Genomic DNA, 17591 nt, shown 5'->3' with positions numbered 1-17591 from the left:
CGCCTACTACCAGGCGCGTCACCCCGAACGTTTCCGCGGCCACCGCGCGCCAGTGCCCGCCCCGAAAGCGTGGGCCGGAATCAACCATCCCGGCCCTGAGTGACTCACCACAGGTTGACATCCACCGGGATTCGCGAAGGGGGACAGGAATCGCAGAACGGTGGTCGTCGGGGGAGTAGGGACGCCGGGGCGGAGCGACGACGACCGGGATGCCGGGGCGCTGGGCATGACGGCGAACCAGGCGCGGGGGGTCAGCCGCGTCGCAGCACCTCTCCGAGGTCGTAGTCGGGGGCGCGTTCGACCTGCTTGAGAGTGCAGGAAGTCGGCTCGCGGTCGGGGCGCCAGCGCAGGAACGTCACGGCATGACGGAAGCGGTTGCCCTCCAACTGATCGAACGCGACCTCGACGACGCGTTCGGGGCGAAGGGGCACGAACGAGACGTCCTTCGAGCTGCTGAAGCGTGAGCGATCCGTCTCACCGTGCGCGGCGTTGCCGTCGGCGTCGCGCACGACGAGCGGGGCGAGTTCGTCGACGAGTTCGCGCCGTCGCGCCGCCGTGAACGCGCTGATGCCCCCGACGTTGTGCAACTCGCCGTCCGCGTCGGCGAGCGCGAGCAGCAGCGATCCGACGCCATCGCCGCTCTTGTGCACGCGATAACCGACGACGACGGCTTCGGCCGTGCGCTTGTGCTTGATCTTGAGCATCGTGCGCTTGCCCGGCTCGTAGACGTCGGAGCGACGCTTCGCGACGACGCCGTCGAGCCCAGCGCCCTCGAACGCCTCGAACCAGCGACGTGCCTCGTCGGCGTCGCGCGTCGTGCGCGTCAGGTAGACCGAATCGCTCGTCGGCCACTGCGCGAACAGCGCCTCCAAACGCGCGCGACGTTTCTCGAACCGCTCGCCCATGACGTCGTCGTCGCCCTCGGCGAGCAGATCGAACGCGACGAACTGCGCCGGCGTCTCGGCGGCCAACCTCTCGATGCGCGACGCGGCGGGGTGGATGCGTGCGCTGAGCGCGTCCCAACTGAGCCGCTCATGCCCGGGGGAGCCCTGACGCAGCACGATCTCACCGTCGAGGACGACACGCTCGGGCAGCGCGGACTTCAGCGCCTCGACGAGTTCCGGGAAGTAGCGCGTCAGCAACTTCGAGCCGCGTGAGTGCAACTCGACATCGTCGCCGTCCCGCGCGACGATGCAGCGGAAACCGTCCCACTTCGGTTCGTAGGTGAACTCGTCACCCTCCGGCACGCTCGTGACGGCCTTCGCAAGCATCGGTTGGACGGGCAGTGTGATGGGCAAGCTCATGCCACCCATTGTCGCCCCATCCATGTCGCCGCGGCCCGTGCTTCGGCGCTGCGCCGATCCGAGATGAGGCGTCGCTCATGACCAGCACGACCGGAACGCGCGCGGCGGCACACCCCCGGCCACGGGTGAGCGAGCGAGCGGTCGCCGAAACCGGAAGCGTCCCGACGGCGGGGAGGTCGGCGCGACGAACACCCTCGATCACCGATGAACGAACGGGGCGGTCGAGGCAGCTGGGGACGCCTGACGGGGGTAGGCCCCCGCGATGAAACAATGGGGGAGTGAAGCGTCTCAGTAGCCGCCAGTCCGTCGTGCTCGGTCTCGGAACGGGCGCGGCGCTCGCCGCGACGACGAGCGCGGCGTCCGTCGCCATCGCGGCGGTCTTCGCGCGCAAGCTCGTCACACCTGAGAAGGAAAAACCGAACGACGCGGACGTCCTGACCGTCCGTCACGGCCTCGACGGGGTGGCGACGAGCGCAGTCTTCGCGCCGAGTGTCGAATCCCTCGCGCCCGGCCGCTACGGGCTGTACTGGGACGACGAACGCGGCCACGCTCGCATCGGCGAGATCCTCGGTCACACCGACGCGGGCGGCGTCATCCGGGCCGTCGACGCCGTCACGCGTGGCGAGCTCCTCCCGGGCCCCGCCCGCTGGAGCGGCTGGTACGTCGACGGTTCGCCCCAGGACGCGTACGGCATCCGAACCGAAGAACTCGCGCTTCCCACCGTTCACGGCCGCGCGCCGGCGTGGGTGACGCGCGCCGGCGACGGCACCCGCTGGGCGGTTCTCGTCCACGGCCGCGGCGCCCGTCGCGGGGAGACGCTGCGCGCCGTCCCGGTGCTCACCGACCTCGGCATCTCGTGCATCATCCCGAGCTACCGCAACGATTCCGACGGACCCGGCAGCAGCGACGGCAAGTACGCTCTCGGACTCACCGAGTGGGAAGACGTCGATCTCGCCCTCGAGTTCGCGCTGCGGGAGGGCGCGCGCAGCATCGACCTGCTCGGCTGGTCGATGGGCGGCGCGATCGTCATGCAGGTGCTCGCGCGCAGCGGCCACGCGGGGGCGGTGCGTCGCGTCGTCCTCGACGGGCCGGTGCTCGACTGGGCCGACGTCATGGCTCACCATGCGCGCGCCAATCGGCTGCACCCGCGCCTCGCCGACCTCGCGGCACGTCTGTTGGGCGGCAACCGATCGAGCCGGCGGATGACGGGGCTCGCGCAGGCGATCGACGTCACGCTGACGAACTGGGTCGCGCGCGCCGGCGAGCTGACGAAGCCGATGCTCGTCATCCACTCCGTCGACGACGAGTTCGTGCCCTACGGACCGAGCGCGGAGCTCGCACGGCTGCGCCCTGACATCGTCACCTGGCAGCGCTGGGAGCAGGCCCGACATGTGCGCGAGTGGAACACCGACCCGGCCCGTTGGGAGCGATGCGTCCGCGAGTTCCTCGCTCGCTGAGGGCCGTTCGTACGCCTGATCGCTGCGGAACGAGCGGGTGGTGGTCGCTCTGTCGCCGACGAGCGTTGAATCGGCGTCCTTCGAAAGCGTTGCGCCCCAACGGATCACCGTGATCTCACCGAATCGCTTGTCCGTGCGGAAGCGAAGTACATGACAACGCCGGTCGGGTCTGCCACGATGACTGGTATGTCCAAGAAGGCCAAGAGCGAGTCGCCCGAGGCGCCCGAGAAGGCAGCGAAGAGCGCCTCCTCGTCGTCGAAGGCCGCCACCAAGAGCGACACGTCCAAGTCGGCGAAGGAGGCGGGTACGTCGTCGAAGACGTCCGCCAAGACCACGGCCGCCGGGGGAGCGTCCACGAAGACCACGACGTCTGACGCGCAGCCGAAGAAGAAGTCGGCTGACAAGGCGTCGAACAAGTCGTCCTCGAGCAAGAAGTCGGCTGACACGACGGCGAAGTCCGACGCGAAGAAGAAGTCCGAGGCGACGAAGAAGTCCGAGGCGAGCGCGGCCAAGACGGCGGCCACGTCGAAGACCGCCGAGACGAGGGCGTCGACAGCGAAGGGCGAGAAGAAGGCGAAGAAGTCGGCGTCCGACGCCACGTCCGAGGCGAGGAACGTCGGCACGTCGACGAGCACGGCCCGCCTTGCGCCCGCCAAGGTGGCTCGTCTCAAGCAGGCCGAGGAGGTCATCGCCAACGTCGGCCGTGACGAGGCGACGCGCAAGGGGACGAAGAAGTTCAAGGCCGTCAAGAGCGACTTCGCCTCGGCGCTGCGCGTCGGTGAGGGATTCGTCCTCGCCGACCTGGACGCGTCGTCCACGCCCGCGTTCGACGGCGGGCCCAAGAAGGCCGAGAAGGTCATGCGCAGGACGGGCGACGAGCTCGCTGACCTGCAGGAGCGGCTCTACGCGAGCGAGCGTCACCCCGGCGGGCGCAGCGTCCTGCTGCTCGTGCAGGGCATGGACACCTCCGGCAAGGGCGGCATCATGCGTCACGTCGTCGGCACGATGGACCCACAGGGCGTCGAGCTGACGGCCTTCAAGACGCCGACGAAGGAAGAGCAAGCGCATCCGTTCCTGTGGCGCATCCGCAATGCGCTGCCCAAGCCCGGTTATGTCGGGGTGTTCGACCGTAGCCAGTACGAGGACGTCCTCGTCGTGCGTGTCCACGACCTCGTCTCGCGACCGGTGTGGATGCGTCGCTACGGCCAGATCAACGCGTTCGAGGAGTCGGTCGTCGCGAATGGCACGACGATCATCAAGGTGATGCTCCACATCTCCGCCGACGAGCAGAAGGCGCGCCTTGCCGAGCGTCTCGAGGACCCGGAGAAGTTCTACAAGTTCAACCCGGGCGACCTCGTCGAACGCTCCTACTGGAGTGAGTACCAGGAGGCCTACCAGGCGCTGCTGGAGAAGACGTCGACGGACGTCGCGCCGTGGTTCGTCGTCCCGGCCGACAACAAGTGGTATGCGCGTCTTGCCGTGCAGCAGCTCGTCCTCGAGCACCTGCGCGCCCTCGCCCTCGAGTGGCCGGAGGCGACGTTCGACGTCCCCGAGCAGCGCGCTCGCCTCGACAAGCTCTGACGTCCACGCCGCGGGCCGGGTCCGTACGAGCACGGCCGGCGGCGCGCAGCCACGAGAAGACGAACATGACGAGGGGCTGACCGGTTCGATCGAACCGGTCAGCCCCTCGTCATGCGTTCGTCAGCTCTCTGTGCGCGGCGCCTGCAGCACCGCGAGGGTGCGCGGGGGCAGCTTGACGGTGTCGCCGCCGCTCAGTTCGACGCCTTCCTCGGCGTCCTCGGGCAGGCTGGAGATGGCGAAACTCCACTCCGAACCCTTCTTGACGACCTCGGGGATGACGAAGTGCGTCTCCTCGTGGCCGGGGTTGAACAGCAGCAGGAAGTGGTCGTCGACGACCGACTGGCCCTTCGCATCCTGCGCGTGGATCGCGTCACCGTTGAGGTAGACCATGATCGTGCCGGCTCCGGAGGCCCAGTCGCCGTCCTGCATCTCCTCACCGTTCGCGCCGAACCAGACGATGTCGCCCCAGTCGCTGCGCCCACCGTGCTCGGCGTCGCCGGCGAAGAAGCGTCGACGCTGGAACGCCGGGTGCGTGCGACGCAACGCGATGAGCTGCTGCGTGAACTCCAGCAACGAACGGCGACGGTCGTCGAGATCCCAGTCGATCCAGGAGATCTCGTTGTCCTGGCAGTACGTGTTGTTGTTGCCGCCCTGCGTGCGTCCCAGCTCGTCACCGTGCAGCAGCATCGGCACGCCCTGGCTCAGCATGAGCGTCGCGAGGTGGTTGCGAATCTGACGATCCCGCAGCGCGAGCACGCTCGCGTCATCGGTCTCGCCCTCGACGCCGCAGTTCCAGCTGCGGTTGTGCGATTCGCCGTCGTTGTTGCCCTCGCCGTTGGCGTCGTTGTGCTTCTCGTTGTAGCTGACGAGGTCGCGCATCGTGAAGCCGTCGTGCGCGGTGACGAAGTTGATCGACGCGATCGGTCGACGCCCCGAGTGCGCGTACAGGTCGCTCGAACCAGTGAGACGGGAGGCGAACTCGCCGAGCGAACCCGGCTCACCACGCCAGTAGTCGCGCACGGTGTCGCGGTACTTGCCGTTCCACTCCGTCCACAGCGGCGGGAAGTTGCCGACCTGGTAGCCGCCGTCACCGACGTCCCAGGGCTCGGCGATGAGCTTGACCTGGCTGATCACCGGATCCTGCTGGATGATGTCGAAGAAGGCGCTCAACCGGTCGACCTCGTGGAACTGACGCGCGAGCGTCGCAGCGAGGTCGAAGCGGAAACCGTCGACGTGCATCTCGTTGACCCAGTACCGCAGCGAATCCATGATGAGCTGCAGCACGTGCGGGCTGCGCATGAGCAGCGAGTTGCCCGTGCCCGTCGTGTCGAAGTAGTGCGCCTTGTTGTCGTCGACGAGGCGGTAGTAGTTCTCGTTGTCGAGGCCGCGGAAGCTCAGCGTCGGGCCGTTCTCGTTGCCCTCGGCGGTGTGGTTGTAGACGACGTCGAGGATGACCTCGATGCCCGCCTCGTGCAGCGCCTTGACCATCGCCTTGAACTCGGTGACCTGCTGACCGCGTTCACCACTCGCCGAGTACGCGTTGTGCGGCGCGAGGAAGCCGATCGTGTTGTAACCCCAGTAGTTCGTCAGGCCCTTCTCGACGAGCGTCGTGTCCTGCACGAACTGGTGCACCGGCATGAGCTCGATCGCCGTCACGCCGAGGTCGACGAGGTGCTGCACGATCGCGGGGTGACCGATCGCGGCGTACGTGCCACGGATCTCCTCCGGCACGTCCGGGTGCGTCATCGTCAGACCCTTGACGTGCGCCTCATAGATGACGCTCTGGTGGTACTCGTGCTGCGGCGGGTGGTCGTGACCCCAGTCGAAGTAGGGGTTGATGACGACGCTCAGCATCGTGTGAGCGAGCGAGTCGTCGTCGTTGCGCTTGTCCTGCTCGAGGAAGTAGTAGCTGAACAAAGACTCGTGGCCGTCGATCTGACCCTCGATCGCCTTAGCGTACGGGTCGAGCAACAGCTTGTTGACGTTGCAGCGCTGCCCGTTCTCGGGGTCGTACGGGCCCTCGACGCGGTAGCCGTACCGCTGACCGGGCTGCACGCTCGGCACGTAACCATGCCAGACGTGGCCGTCGACCTCCGTCAGCTCGATGCGCGTCTCGACCATGTCGTCGTCGACCAAGCAGAGGAAGACCTTCTCGGCCGCTTCCGAGAAGATTGCGAAGTTGACGCCGGTGCCGTCGAACGTGGCACCGAGGGGGTAGGGCTTGCCCGGCCAGATATCCATGGCGTCTACCTAACCATGAAGTAGGACACGCTCGTCGCACGCCGGCTCGGGCGTGGACACGGCTGCGGCGAGCCTCCCCGCCTTCCGCGACGAACGCCGCTAACGTGCTCGGGTGAGCGAGCAGGCGGAGCAGGATCAACCGTCGATGCTGCGCACCCGCGCCCGCCGCGTGGCGCGCCGCGTGCCCGGCCTCTACGCCGTGTGCCGCCTCGTGCTCGAGACGCTGCGTCAGTGCATGCGCTACCGCGTCACTGGCCTCGCCTCCGAGGCGGGTTTCTTCGCGTTGCTGTCCTTCCCGCCGCTCGTCTACGGGCTGCTCGGCGTCATGGGCTACGTCGGCGGCGCCCTCGGCGGACGTACCGTCGACGACATCGTCCGCTCGATCGAGCGCTACCTCGAGGGGATCCTGTCGGGGGAGGCGCTGCAGAACGTCGTCATGCCGACGCTGCACGACGCGCTCGAGGGCGGACGCCCCGACGTCGTCTCCATCGGCTTCCTGCTGTCGCTGTGGTCCGGTTCGCGGATGATCAACGTCATCGTCGACACCATCTCGATCATGTACGGCCAGGGCGGCGTGCGCGGCATCGTGCGCGCCCGTGCGCTGTCGGTGACGTTGTACTTCGTCTCGTTGCTGTTCATCGGCGCCGTGCTGCCACTCATCGTCATCGGCCCGGATCTGCTCGGACGCATGCTGCCGCCCGGTCTGCTGTTCCTGCTGACGCTGTACTGGCCCGTCGTCGGCGCCATCACGATCGTCGGGTTCGCGACCCTCTATTACATCGCGACACCTGTGCGCACGCCATGGGTGCGCGACCTGCCCGGCGCCGGATTCACCCTCATCGCCTGGGTCATCATCTCGCTGTTCCTGCGCAGTTGGTTGTCGGCGTCCGTCGGCGGCATCTCGATCTACGGCCCGCTCGCGGCAGCGATCATCGCGCTGATCTGGCTGTACTCGTTGTCGATCGCCGTGCTCATCGGTGCTGCGCTCAACAGTGCCGTCGCGCGGCTGTGGCCCGTCGCCGCCGCGCCCGTCGGAGTGCGTGCGCGGACGCGTGGGCTCATCGAGGAACAGGTGGCCAAGGTGCGTTCACGGGCGGGCGACGACGCCCCGTACGACCAGGAGAACGAGACGTCGGCCGGCGCCAGGCATGGGCGCCCGTACGGCGAGGGAGCTGCCGTGGTGGATCGTGGGGCGCGGCCCGACGACGGCGTGGTGGCGCAGGGCGAAGCCGCCGCCGAGTCTGCTCGCCCCGACGACATGGCGCAGCGTCGCAGCGCGTGACGCGGCATCCGCGCCGCCCACGTTGCGCGTGAACGTGAGCATCGGTTAGTGTTTCCTCTCGTTGCAGCGCGACAGCGCAGTAGCAGGCGGACATAGCTCAGTTGGTAGAGCGCAACCTTGCCAAGGTTGAGGTCGCCGGTTCGAGCCCGGTTGTCCGCTCTGTGTCTTCTTGGACACGCACGGTGTGAACCGTGTTCGGTGGAGTGGCCGAGAGGCGAGGCAACGGCCTGCAAAGCCGTCTACACGGGTTCAAATCCCGTCTCCACCTCGGGCGATTGGCGCAGCGGTAGCGCGCTTCCTTGACACGGAAGAGGTCACTGGTTCAAACCCAGTATCGCCCACCAGAACAGAACACAGCCACGATGCTCCCACGGCGCGGCCGTCGGGAGCATCGTGCTGTTCCGCTGCAGGCTGCCAGCTGCCGGCTGGGCGAGAGATCCCGGTCCGGTGTGCGGCGGACGCCGTGGGCGCGGGGCCCGGCGGCCATCGCCCGGAGACGCGTCATGGATGACGCGCTCTCGGGCAATGTCGAGCGGCGCAGGCGGGCGGCGGCCGTCGACCGACGTGCAGCGGGCCGGCCGGCTTTCCTTGGTGCGGCTCATGTGCGCATGATGGCGTCATGACGAATGAATCGAACTTCGACCTCGGCTCCATGGACGACTACGCGGATCAGGCCCAGGCCGCCGACGACGTCACGGGCGAGGCTTACGAGAACATGCTCGACCAGGGGTTCACGACGCCGGAGCGCGAGCCGAACGTCGAGCGCTGGGAGAACGAGCACGAGACCCTCGACGAGCGCCTCGAGGAGGAGGTGCCCGACGTCGACCCCGATTCGGCCTACGGCAACCCCGGCGGCGTTCCGTCACCTGACGACGAGTTCGACGACACGCGCGTCGGCCGCGTCGTCGCCCCCGACGAGGGCCTGGCGGAGGATCGCGAATCCGAACTCGTCGCCGAGGACGACGGTTTCGCGGGTGGCGCTTCGAGCGCCGAAGAGGCTGCGCTGCACTTCACGGACGGTCGCGACGCGGCGGGTTTCGACGACGGCATCGTCGACGAGCCCGGCGCCTGATCGAGCCGACGCAGAGTGCGAGGCCGCCGGAGCGTCGCGGTGCGCCGCCGTCAGCGGGATCCGAGCGTGAGGATGAGGTCGGCCACGCGCTGAGGGCGGTCGAGCATGACGAAATGGCCGGATCGCTCGACGACGGCCTTCCGCACGTCTGCATCTGCGGCGATTTCGCGCGCCTCGCGCAGCACGGCGCGCACCCAACGGGTTGGCCTGCGTCGCTGCAGGCGCCAGTTGGCGGCGACGACGAGCGTCGGCAACTGCGGCGTCAGCGGTGACGTCGTGCGCAGCGCATGCAGCTGACGAACGCAGGAGGAATATGCCGACAACTCATGACGACAGGTCTCGAGCACGGTGATCGACGCCATCTCGTCGCGCAGGCCAGGGATCGATCGCGCGAGTGAACGACGCGCGGGCACCGTCAGCGTGAGAATCGTGGGGCCGCAGACCCGCCAGGCAGCGCCGGCCGGGCGGCTTCGCGGGGCCGCTACCAGGAGTCGTGCGCGTCGGCCTGATCGAGGCGTCTCGGGCTCGGCGGAGCCGTCCGCGGCGAGTGACCCGTCGAGCAGGACGAGGGCCGCGAGCGACCAGCGGACCGGCCGTCGGGCCGTACACGGAGCGCCCGTCGGGCCAGCCTCGATCCGCCCGGATGCACCCCGGAGGCGCGCACACGGGCAGTCCGCCATCGACCCGGCGATGCCGATTTGGTGAACGCGCGATGAACCGGGTAACGTTCTCGTCGTTGCCGAGGGCGGAAAGCCCGAGGAAACAGGCGGACATAGCTCAGTTGGTAGAGCGCAACCTTGCCAAGGTTGAGGTCGCCGGTTCGAGCCCGGTTGTCCGCTCCATTCCCATATCTGGGGCGATTGGCGCAGCGGTAGCGCGCTTCCTTGACACGGAAGAGGTCACTGGTTCAAACCCAGTATCGCCCACCATTACATCAAGGCCTTCGGCGTGTCGCCGGAGGCCTTGATGCACATTCGGCCAAGACTGATCGAGACTCGCTCTCGCGGGGAACCGTCTCCCTCAGGCAGGGGCCGAACACGCAGCGTCCGTGACCGCCGCACGATCCAAGGGGAGCGCATGAGCGCCGAAGCCACGCACCGACCAGGAATCGCCCAGTGGACGACGTGGGCTCCGGTCCTCGGAGCCGTCGTCCTCGCCGCCACATGGGGACGAAGCCTGCCGGGCGTCGTCGCCGTCCTCGTCACCGCGGCGTTGTTCGGAGCTGTTCTCGCTGCCGTCCACCACGCCGAGGTCATCGCTGCGAAGGTGGGCGAGCCGCTCGGTTCGATCGTCCTCGCGGTCGCCGTCACCGTCATCGAGGTGGGGCTCATCGTCACCCTCATGGCCTCCGGCAAGGACGGCGTCGAGACGCTTGCGCGCGACACGGTGTTCGCGGCGCTCATGATCACGATCAACGGCATCGCCGGTCTGTGCATCTTCCTCGGCGCGGGGCGCCGCGGGTTGGCACGCTTCAACCCGGAAGGGTCGGCGGCCGCGCTGGCGGGCGTCGTCACCGTCGCGGGGCTGTGCCTCGTGCTGCCGACGTTCACCTCGGCCCGCAGCGGGCCGGAGTTCTCGCCGTCGCAGCTCGCGTTCGCCGCGATCAGCTCGATCGGTGTTTACGCGATGTTCGTCCTCACCCAGACGGTGCGTCACCGCGACTTCTTCGTGCCCGTCGACCGCGCCGGCAAGCCGCTCGACGACGAGGACGCCCACGGCCCGGCCCCGTCGACGCGCGCCGCGCTCGTCAGCCTGGGCCTGCTCGTCGTGGCGCTCGTCGCCGTCGTCGGTCTGGCGAAGGTGCTGTCGCCGTCGATCGAACAGGCCGTCGACGCCGCGGGCTTCCCGCAGAGCTTCGTCGGCGTCGTCATCGCCCTCGTCGTGCTGCTGCCGGAGACGCTCGCCGCCGCGAACTACGCGCGCGCTGGACGCGTCCAGAACAGCCTCAATCTCGCGTACGGCTCGGCGATGGCGAGCATCGGCCTGACGATCCCGACGCTCGCGGCGCTGTCGCCGTTCCTGTCGTCACCGCTCGAACTGGGCCTCGGCAGCATGCACATCGTGCTGCTCGTGCTCAGCCTCGTCGTCGGCATCCTGACGATCGTCCAGGGCCGCGCGACGCGGTTCTCCGGGTGGATCCTGCTCGTGCTGCTGTTCGCGTACGTTTTCCTCGCCGCGAATCCGTGACCCGCGTCGGGGCAGCGCGCGAGGGCGTGCGTCCTCGATAGGTCGCCACGTGGCCGGGCTCATCCGCTGCGGCGCATCCGCCTGCGCGTGACGCGGCCGGACTACTGTGGCCTCTCGTGATCGATGCTCTCGCCGCCAGCACGGATCGTGCGCTCTTTCGCGACGTCACGGCGTGGGACGTCGAGGCGGTGACGTCCGATCCCGACGATCTCGAGCACGGTTTCCAGGTCGTCGTGCAGACGTTCGAGGGCGAGCTGCTGGCCGCGCGCATGCGATCGGTGGTGCGGCACCCGACGCAGCCGTGGTGGGGGAGTGCGGCCCTGGCCGCGCCGCCGTCAAGGCCCGCGGAACGTGACGTCGAATGGCGATCGTCGCTGTCGCGCGACGCCTACTGCGACGGCGTCGAACGGATCCGCGAGCACATCGCGGCCGGCGACGTGTACCAGGTCAACCTCACTCGGACGCTGACGACGGACGCCGCGCTCGACCTCGACATCCTGTTCCGCGGCGTGCTCGCCCACAACCCGGCGCGTCACGCCGCGCGTATCGACATCGCGGGCCTGCCGCAGATCGTCAGCGCCTCGCCGGAGATGTACCTCGCGCGCGAGGGCGCCGTCATCAGTTCCGCGCCGATCAAGGGCACGTCGACGTGTCCGGAGACGATGCTCGCGAAGGACGTGACGGAGAACGTCATGATCACCGACCTCGTGCGCAACGACCTGCAACGTGTCTGTGTGCCCGGTTCGGTGCGCGTCGACCCGCTGCTCGAGATGCAACAGCACCCCGGCCTCGTCCACCTCGTCTCGACGGTGTGGGGCGAGGTCTGTGACGACGTGACGTGGGCGCGGCTGCTGAGTGCGACGGGGCCGCCCGGCTCGGTGTCGGGCACCCCGAAACGGCGGGCTCTCGACGTCATCGAATCACTCGAGGTGGGGGCGCGCGGGCCGTACTGCGGCGCCATCGGGTGGATCGACACCGATCGGGGCGCCGCGGAGCTGGCCGTCGGCATCCGTACGTTCTGGCAGAAACCCGCCGGGGGTGGGGCTGCGGCCGCGAACGGGCACGGGATATCGTCTCCGTCGACCCACTTCGGGGTGGGCGCCGGGATCACGTGGGATTCGGTGCCTGCGGCAGAATGGGATGAGACCGAACTGAAGGCACATCGCCTGCTCGCCATCGCGCGGGGCGCGGCACTGGAGGAGACACCATGAGCATCCGGATCTGGGTCGACGGTCGCCGCGTCGACGAGGGCGCGGCCATCTCACCGATCGATCACGGCATCACCGTCGGCGACGGCGTGTTCGAGACCGCCAAGATCGACGGCGGCCGCGTGTTCGCGTTGTCGCGTCATCATGATCGGATGGATCGCAGCCTCGCCGGCCTCGGCCTGCCGAAGCTCGATCGCGACCGCATCGACGAGGGCGTCAAGGCCGTGCTCGAGGGTGAGCACATCGACTTCGGGCGCCTGCGCTACACCGTGACCGGCGGCGTCGGCCCACTCGGTTCGGATCGCGGCGATGCCCCGCAGACGTACATCGTGACGGCGGGCGCCGTGCCGCGACCCGCGCCGTCGACGAAGGTCGCGACGGTGCGCTGGACGCGCAACGAGAACTCGGCCGTCGCCGGGTTGAAGACGACGTCGTACGCGGAGAACGTCGTCGCGCTCGCCGCGGCGAAGGAGGCCGGCGCGAGCGAGGCGATCTTCTCGAACACGCTCGGCAACCTGTGCGAGGGAACCGGGTCGAACATCTTCGTCGTGCTCGGTGAGCGCGTCGTCACGCCGCCGCTCGAGGACGGCCCTCTCGCCGGCATCACGCGCGCGCTGACGATCGAGTGGGCGCGCGAGGCCGGCGTCGAGATCGCCGAGGAACACCTGAGCTTCGACGTGCTCGACGAATGCGACGAGGCGTTCGTCACCTCCTCGACACGCGACGTGCAGGGCGTGCACGCCATCAACGACCGGGTGCTGTGCGACGAGGGCACCCCCGGGCCCATGACGTCGCGCATCGCGGCGATCTTCGCCGAGCGTCAGGGCGAGCTGCTCGGCTGACGGCGGGTTCCCGCCGGGTTTGCCTCGGCGCGGGGTTCCCTCGACACGCGACGGCGCGATGTCATGGCGGTTGACGTCGGTTCACGCCCGGCCGTGAAGTTTCCCGCGCACGGCGTTGGAATGGTCGGCTCAGGCGCCCCCCGTTAGGCTTGGCTGTCATGAGCTCGACGACCTCCGCCCGCGACGCTGATTCCCGCGATTCTCGAGAGCCCGGGCAGGGCGAGGAGCACGACTGGGAGTGGCGTCGACGCATCCGCGCCAACCCGAAGAGCGCGCGACTGTACCGCATCGGCGTCGGTGTGCTCGGCGCAATCGTCCTCATCGTGGGCATCGTGCTGCTGCCTTTTCCGGGGCCGGGCTGGCTCGTCATCTTCCTCGGCCTCGGCATCTGGGCGAGCGAGTTCGAGCGCGCGCAGCGGCTGCTCGGCTGGGTGCATGCAAAGGTGCAGGCGTGGTGGGACTGGCTCGAACGCAAGGGCTGGTGGGCGCAGGCGCTGGCCGGTCTCGCGACGTTCGCGCTCGTCGTCGCGATCTTCTGGGCGATGTTCGCGGTGTCCGGGGTGCCGGGATGGTTGCCGGACTTTGCCGAGAACTGGCTCGACGACGTGCCGGGGCTCAGCGGCTGACGCACCGGCCCGTTTGGTGTTCATCGACGCCGTGGGCTAGTGTTTCCCGCGCACCACACGGATGTATAGCTCAGTTGGTTAGAGCGTTCGCTTCACACGCGAGAGGTCAGGGGTTCGAGTCCCTTTACATCCACCATCAGGACGCGGAATCATCGGATTCCGCGTTTTTGCGTCCCGCGGACACCGCTGGGCCGCCGATGGAAGGAGCGCCCATGCCCGTCCTGCTCGCCGCCGTCACCGACTCGCCCCTCGACGTCGACGCCCACGTGCGCGCCGTCGACGACGCACGTCAGGGCGCGTGCGTGACGTTCGTCGGGACGGTACGCAACCACGACCCGGAGGCTGACGGCGAGGTCGTCGCGCTCGATTACACCGCGCACCCGAGCGCCGCGGCGACGTTGCGCGAAGTGGCGGAGGCCGTCGTCACGCAGCTGGATCCGTACGGTGAGACACGCGTGGCCGTCAGCCACCGCATCGGACGCGTCGCGGTGGGGGAGAGCGCCATCGTCGCCGCCGTCAGCTCGCCGCATCGTGCCCTGGCGTTCACGGTGTGCGGCGAACTGGTCGACCGCATCAAGCACGACGTCCCGCTGTGGAAGCAGCAACACCTGCGCGACGGCAGCGCGGTGTGGTCCGGGCTGCCGTCATGATCGACCTGCCGACACCCCGCGTGCGCCGTGCCCTGCGCGGCGAACTCTCCACCGCTGCAGGCGTTTCGGATGACGGTCCGCTCGTCGACTCGTTCGGGCGGGTGCATCGTGACCTGCGCATCTCGCTGACCGACAAGTGCAATCTGCGTTGCACCTACTGCATGCCTGCCGAGGGTGTGCCGCTCGCGCCGCGCGACACGTTGTTGGCGAGCGACGAGATCGTCACGGTGGCTCGCATCGCCGTCGAGGCCGGCATCGACGAGATCCGCCTCACGGGCGGCGAACCGCTGCTGCGCCCCGACATCGTCGACCTCGTCGAACGCCTGGCGGCACTCGAGGGGCCGGGCGGGCGCCCCGAGTTGTCGATGACGACGAACGCCGTTCGGCTCGCGCAGTTGGCGAAACCGTTGCGCGACGCGGGCCTGGCGAGACTCAACGTCAGCCTCGACACGCTCTCGCCCTCGCGTTTCGCGACCATGACCCGTCGGGATCGACTCGACGACGTCATGGCCGGCCTCGACGCGGCGCGCGCCGCCGGTTTCGCGCCGATCAAGATCAACACGGTGCTGCTGCGCCGCGTCAACGACGACGAGGCGCCCGCACTGCTCGACTGGGCCCTCGCTGAGGGGCACCAACTGCGTTTCATCGAACAGATGCCGCTCGACGGCGGGCACGTGTGGAACCGCGCCGAGATGGTGACGGCTGCCGAGACGCTCGCCCTGCTGCGTCGCACGCACTCGCTGGACGCGCTGCCCGGACGCGGCGCCGCCCCGGCCGAGCTGTACGAGGTCGACGGAGGCCCGGGCCGCGTCGGCATCATTGCGAGCGTGACGATGCCGTTCTGCGGCGCGTGCGACCGGCTGCGGCTCACCTCCGACGGCCAGCTGCGCTCGTGCCTGTTCGCGCGCGGCGAGACCGACGTGCGCTCGGTGCTGCGCAGCGCTGGCACGGACGCCGATGTCCGCGCCCGCATCCGAGCCTGCCTCGCCGGCAAGCAACCCGGCCACGGCATCGACGAACCCGGATTCCTCCAGCCGCCGCGGCCGATGAGCGCCATCGGCGGCTGAGCGATCGATGGCGCGCCTAGGTCGGGTAGTCGGGTCGGTGCACACGTGGGTGCCAGGCTCGCGCTGCGGGGCGCCGGCGCGTCGTCCCGCCTCCCCAGGCCTGCCGACTGAGTAGTTATGCACTGTTTTGGCATAACTACTCAGTCGGGGTATTCTGAAGGCATGTCCAAGGTCTTGACTTCCCTGCCCGTCGGCGAACGCGTCGGCATCGCCTTCTCCGGTGGCCTCGACACCTCCGTGGCCGTCGCCTGGATGCGCGACAAGGGCGCCGTCCCCTGCACCTACACCGCCGACCTCGGCCAGTACGACGAGGACGACATCGAAGGCATCCCGGGCCGTGCCGGCCAGTACGGCGCCGAACTGTCGCGTCTCGTCGACTGCAAGAAGGCGCTCGTCGAGGAGGGTCTCGCCGCCATTGCGTGCGGCGCGTTCCACATCCGCTCCGGCGGGCGCACGTACTTCAACACGACGCCGCTGGGTCGCGCCGTCACGGGCACGCTGCTCGTGCGCGCCATGCAGGCCGACGGCGTGTCGATCTGGGGCGACGGCTCGACGTTCAAGGGCAACGACATCGAGCGTTTCTACCGCTACGGTCTGCTCGCCAACCCGGGCCTGCGCATCTACAAGCCGTGGCTCGACGCCGACTTCGTCAGCGAACTGGGTGGGCGCCAGGAGATGTCCGAATGGCTGACGGCGCACGATCTGCCCTACCGCGACTCGGCCGAGAAGGCCTACTCGACGGACGCCAACATCCTCGGCGCGACGCACGAGGCGAAGACGCTCGAGCACCTCGACGAGTCGATGGAGATCGTCAAGCCGATCATGGGTGTCGCGTACTGGGACGACGCGGTGAAGATCGACACCGAGGACGTCGTCATCCGCTTCGAATCGGGTCTGCCCGTCGCGATCAACGGTGACGACTTCGGCGGCGACGTCGTCGCCCTGTTCCAGGAGGCCAACGCCGTCGGCGGACGCCACGGGCTCGGCATGAGCGACCAGATCGAGAACCGCATCATCGAGGCCAAGTCGCGCGGCATCTACGAGGCGCCCGGCATGGCGCTGCTGTTCATCGCCTACGAACGGCTGCTCAACGCCGTCCACAACGAGGACACCATCGCCGCGTACCACAACGACGGACGGCGCCTCGGGCGGCTGCTGTACGAAGGACGCTGGTTCGACCCGCAGTCGCTCATGATCCGCGAGGGTCTGCTGCGCTGGGTGGCGTCCGCCGTCACGGGTGAGGTGACGCTGCGCCTTCGTCGAGGCGAGGACTACTCGATCGTCGATACCCAGGGCGACAACTTCTCCTACCACCCCGACAAGCTGTCCATGGAGCGCACCGAGAACGCCGCATTCGGCCCCGTCGACCGCATCGGGCAGCTGACGATGCGCAACCTCGACATCGCCGACACGCGTGGCAAGCTCGAGTTCTACGCCGCACACGGCGGGCTGGGCAAGGCGCAGACCGACCTCGTCGGCCAGCTCGAGCCCGGTGGCGCGCAGCAGATCGCGTCGAACCCGAACGTCGACGCCGACGCTCTCGCACTCGACGAAGCGGCGATGGAGTTCGGCACCGACTGACCTGCCGAGACGTCGGCGCCGATCGACCAAGACATCGGCATCGGTCGAGGAAGGTTGCACGCTCGGCGCGATCGAGGAGGCCGCCCACTGGATGGTGGGCGGCCTCGTCGCGTCCGGACGGCAATGTGGTCGTCGGCTGGACACGGCGCCGTCGACGACCGTCACCCAGGTTGGTAATGGCGGCCGAACCTCGCGAGTGTGGACGCCGCTCGCCGAGGTGTAGAGGAATCGCGAATGTGGACGCAAATCGCAGATGAGTACGGGCCCCTGACCCACCTGCGATTTTCGTCCACATCGGCGATCTACGTCCACATTCGTAGGAGCTCCTCAGCAACGGCCGCCTCGCATCACCGCGGGCGACCAACGTGGCTCTTCACGAACGAGGGTGTAGCGCGGGTCTGAACCCTCCGGCTTCGAGCAGCGACCGAGCGATGTAGTGGGTGAGGTTGCGGAATCCGAGGGCGGAGCCGCGGAGGTGTTCGAGTCGCCCGTT

Annotated in this window: 14 protein-coding genes and 6 tRNA genes; 17 read left to right on the top strand and 3 right to left on the bottom strand. The window is 68.6% G+C overall.

What is annotated here, in order from left to right:
• Positions 1–251: 251 nt before the first annotated feature.
• Positions 252–1304, bottom strand: a complete 1053-nt coding sequence (locus NQ706_RS13395; protein ID WP_038570768.1) for an ATP-dependent DNA ligase — start codon at positions 1302–1304, stop codon at positions 252–254.
• 278 nt (positions 1305–1582) lie between these two features.
• On the opposite strand from NQ706_RS13395, the gene NQ706_RS13390 reads away from it, so the two are divergent.
• Together NQ706_RS13390 and NQ706_RS13385 are read left to right on the top strand one after the other, a co-directional pair.
• On the top strand, positions 1583–2761 hold the full coding sequence (locus tag NQ706_RS13390) for an alpha/beta hydrolase (RefSeq protein WP_038567929.1): 1179 nt from the start codon (positions 1583–1585) through the stop codon (positions 2759–2761).
• 186 nt (positions 2762–2947) lie between these two features.
• Entirely contained in the window at positions 2948–4342 is a 1395-nt protein-coding gene (locus NQ706_RS13385) for a PPK2 family polyphosphate kinase (RefSeq protein ID WP_081873639.1), read from the top strand.
• 120 nt (positions 4343–4462) lie between these two features.
• Here the strand turns inward: NQ706_RS13385 and glgX are convergent, their stop codons facing one another.
• Positions 4463–6583 (bottom strand): glycogen debranching protein GlgX, encoded by a 2121-nt coding sequence (glgX, locus tag NQ706_RS13380; protein WP_038567931.1) that lies wholly within the window; start codon positions 6581–6583, stop codon positions 4463–4465.
• 112 nt (positions 6584–6695) lie between these two features.
• Between glgX and NQ706_RS13375 the strand changes: the two genes are divergently transcribed.
• The 5 genes from NQ706_RS13375 to NQ706_RS13355 all read left to right on the top strand — a co-directional run bounded on the left by NQ706_RS13375 (position 6696) and on the right by NQ706_RS13355 (position 8937).
• Positions 6696–7865: a YihY/virulence factor BrkB family protein gene (locus NQ706_RS13375; RefSeq protein ID WP_051805833.1), complete on the top strand. Its 1170-nt coding sequence runs from the start codon at positions 6696–6698 to the stop codon at positions 7863–7865.
• 86 nt (positions 7866–7951) lie between these two features.
• Positions 7952–8024, top strand: a tRNA-Gly gene (locus tag NQ706_RS13370).
• 38 nt (positions 8025–8062) lie between these two features.
• A tRNA-Cys gene (locus tag NQ706_RS13365) sits at positions 8063–8133 on the top strand.
• 1 nt (position 8134) lies between these two features.
• Positions 8135–8209, top strand: a tRNA-Val gene (locus NQ706_RS13360).
• Positions 8210–8484: 275 nt separating this feature from the next.
• Positions 8485–8937: a DUF5709 domain-containing protein gene (locus NQ706_RS13355; RefSeq protein WP_051805835.1), complete on the top strand. Its 453-nt coding sequence runs from the start codon at positions 8485–8487 to the stop codon at positions 8935–8937.
• 50 nt (positions 8938–8987) lie between these two features.
• Here the strand turns inward: NQ706_RS13355 and NQ706_RS13350 are convergent, their stop codons facing one another.
• Positions 8988–9299: a hypothetical protein gene (locus NQ706_RS13350; RefSeq protein ID WP_150112745.1), complete on the bottom strand. Its 312-nt coding sequence runs from the start codon at positions 9297–9299 to the stop codon at positions 8988–8990.
• Positions 9300–9703: 404 nt separating this feature from the next.
• On the opposite strand from NQ706_RS13350, the gene NQ706_RS13345 reads away from it, so the two are divergent.
• The 10 genes from NQ706_RS13345 to argG all read left to right on the top strand — a co-directional run bounded on the left by NQ706_RS13345 (position 9704) and on the right by argG (position 17098).
• Positions 9704–9779: transfer RNA gene (locus tag NQ706_RS13345), tRNA-Gly, on the top strand.
• A 12-nt stretch (positions 9780–9791) separates the two neighbouring features.
• A tRNA-Val gene (locus NQ706_RS13340) sits at positions 9792–9866 on the top strand.
• A gap of 148 nt (positions 9867–10014) precedes the next feature.
• A complete protein-coding gene (locus NQ706_RS13335) occupies positions 10015–11124 on the top strand; it encodes a calcium:proton antiporter (protein ID WP_051805839.1) in 1110 nt (369 codons plus the stop codon).
• A 116-nt stretch (positions 11125–11240) separates the two neighbouring features.
• The gene (locus NQ706_RS13330) at positions 11241–12335 is read left to right on the top strand and encodes a chorismate-binding protein (RefSeq protein ID WP_081873640.1); all 1095 of its coding nucleotides are present in this window, start codon (positions 11241–11243) and stop codon (positions 12333–12335) included.
• Positions 12332–13174: an aminotransferase class IV gene (locus NQ706_RS13325; protein WP_200874252.1), complete on the top strand. Its 843-nt coding sequence runs from the start codon at positions 12332–12334 to the stop codon at positions 13172–13174. Before NQ706_RS13330 ends, NQ706_RS13325 begins: the two co-directional genes overlap by 4 nt.
• Positions 13175–13332: 158 nt before the next feature.
• Positions 13333–13800 carry a TIGR02611 family protein gene (locus NQ706_RS13320; RefSeq protein WP_038567933.1) on the top strand — a complete coding sequence of 156 codons (468 nt, stop codon included), beginning with the start codon at positions 13333–13335 and terminating at the stop codon, positions 13798–13800.
• 59 nt (positions 13801–13859) lie between these two features.
• Positions 13860–13936, top strand: a tRNA-Val gene (locus NQ706_RS13315).
• Positions 13937–14012: 76 nt separating this feature from the next.
• Positions 14013–14450 (top strand): molybdenum cofactor biosynthesis protein MoaE, encoded by a 438-nt coding sequence (locus NQ706_RS13310; protein WP_006944537.1) that lies wholly within the window; start codon positions 14013–14015, stop codon positions 14448–14450.
• The gene (gene moaA / locus NQ706_RS13305) at positions 14447–15517 is read left to right on the top strand and encodes a GTP 3',8-cyclase MoaA (protein ID WP_404361079.1); all 1071 of its coding nucleotides are present in this window, start codon (positions 14447–14449) and stop codon (positions 15515–15517) included. Before NQ706_RS13310 ends, moaA begins: the two co-directional genes overlap by 4 nt.
• Before the next feature lie 162 nt (positions 15518–15679).
• A complete protein-coding gene (gene argG, locus NQ706_RS13300; RefSeq protein ID WP_038567937.1) occupies positions 15680–17098 on the top strand; it encodes an argininosuccinate synthase in 1419 nt (472 codons plus the stop codon).
• Positions 17099–17591: the final 493 nt, after the last annotated feature.

It is taken from the genome of Dermacoccus sp. BD5 (genome assembly GCF_044878485.1).
GTDB lineage: Bacteria > Actinomycetota > Actinomycetes > Actinomycetales > Dermatophilaceae > Dermacoccus > Dermacoccus nishinomiyaensis.
The sequence above is the reverse complement of the archived record's forward strand: the minus strand, read 5'-3'. Positions and strand labels throughout refer to the sequence as shown.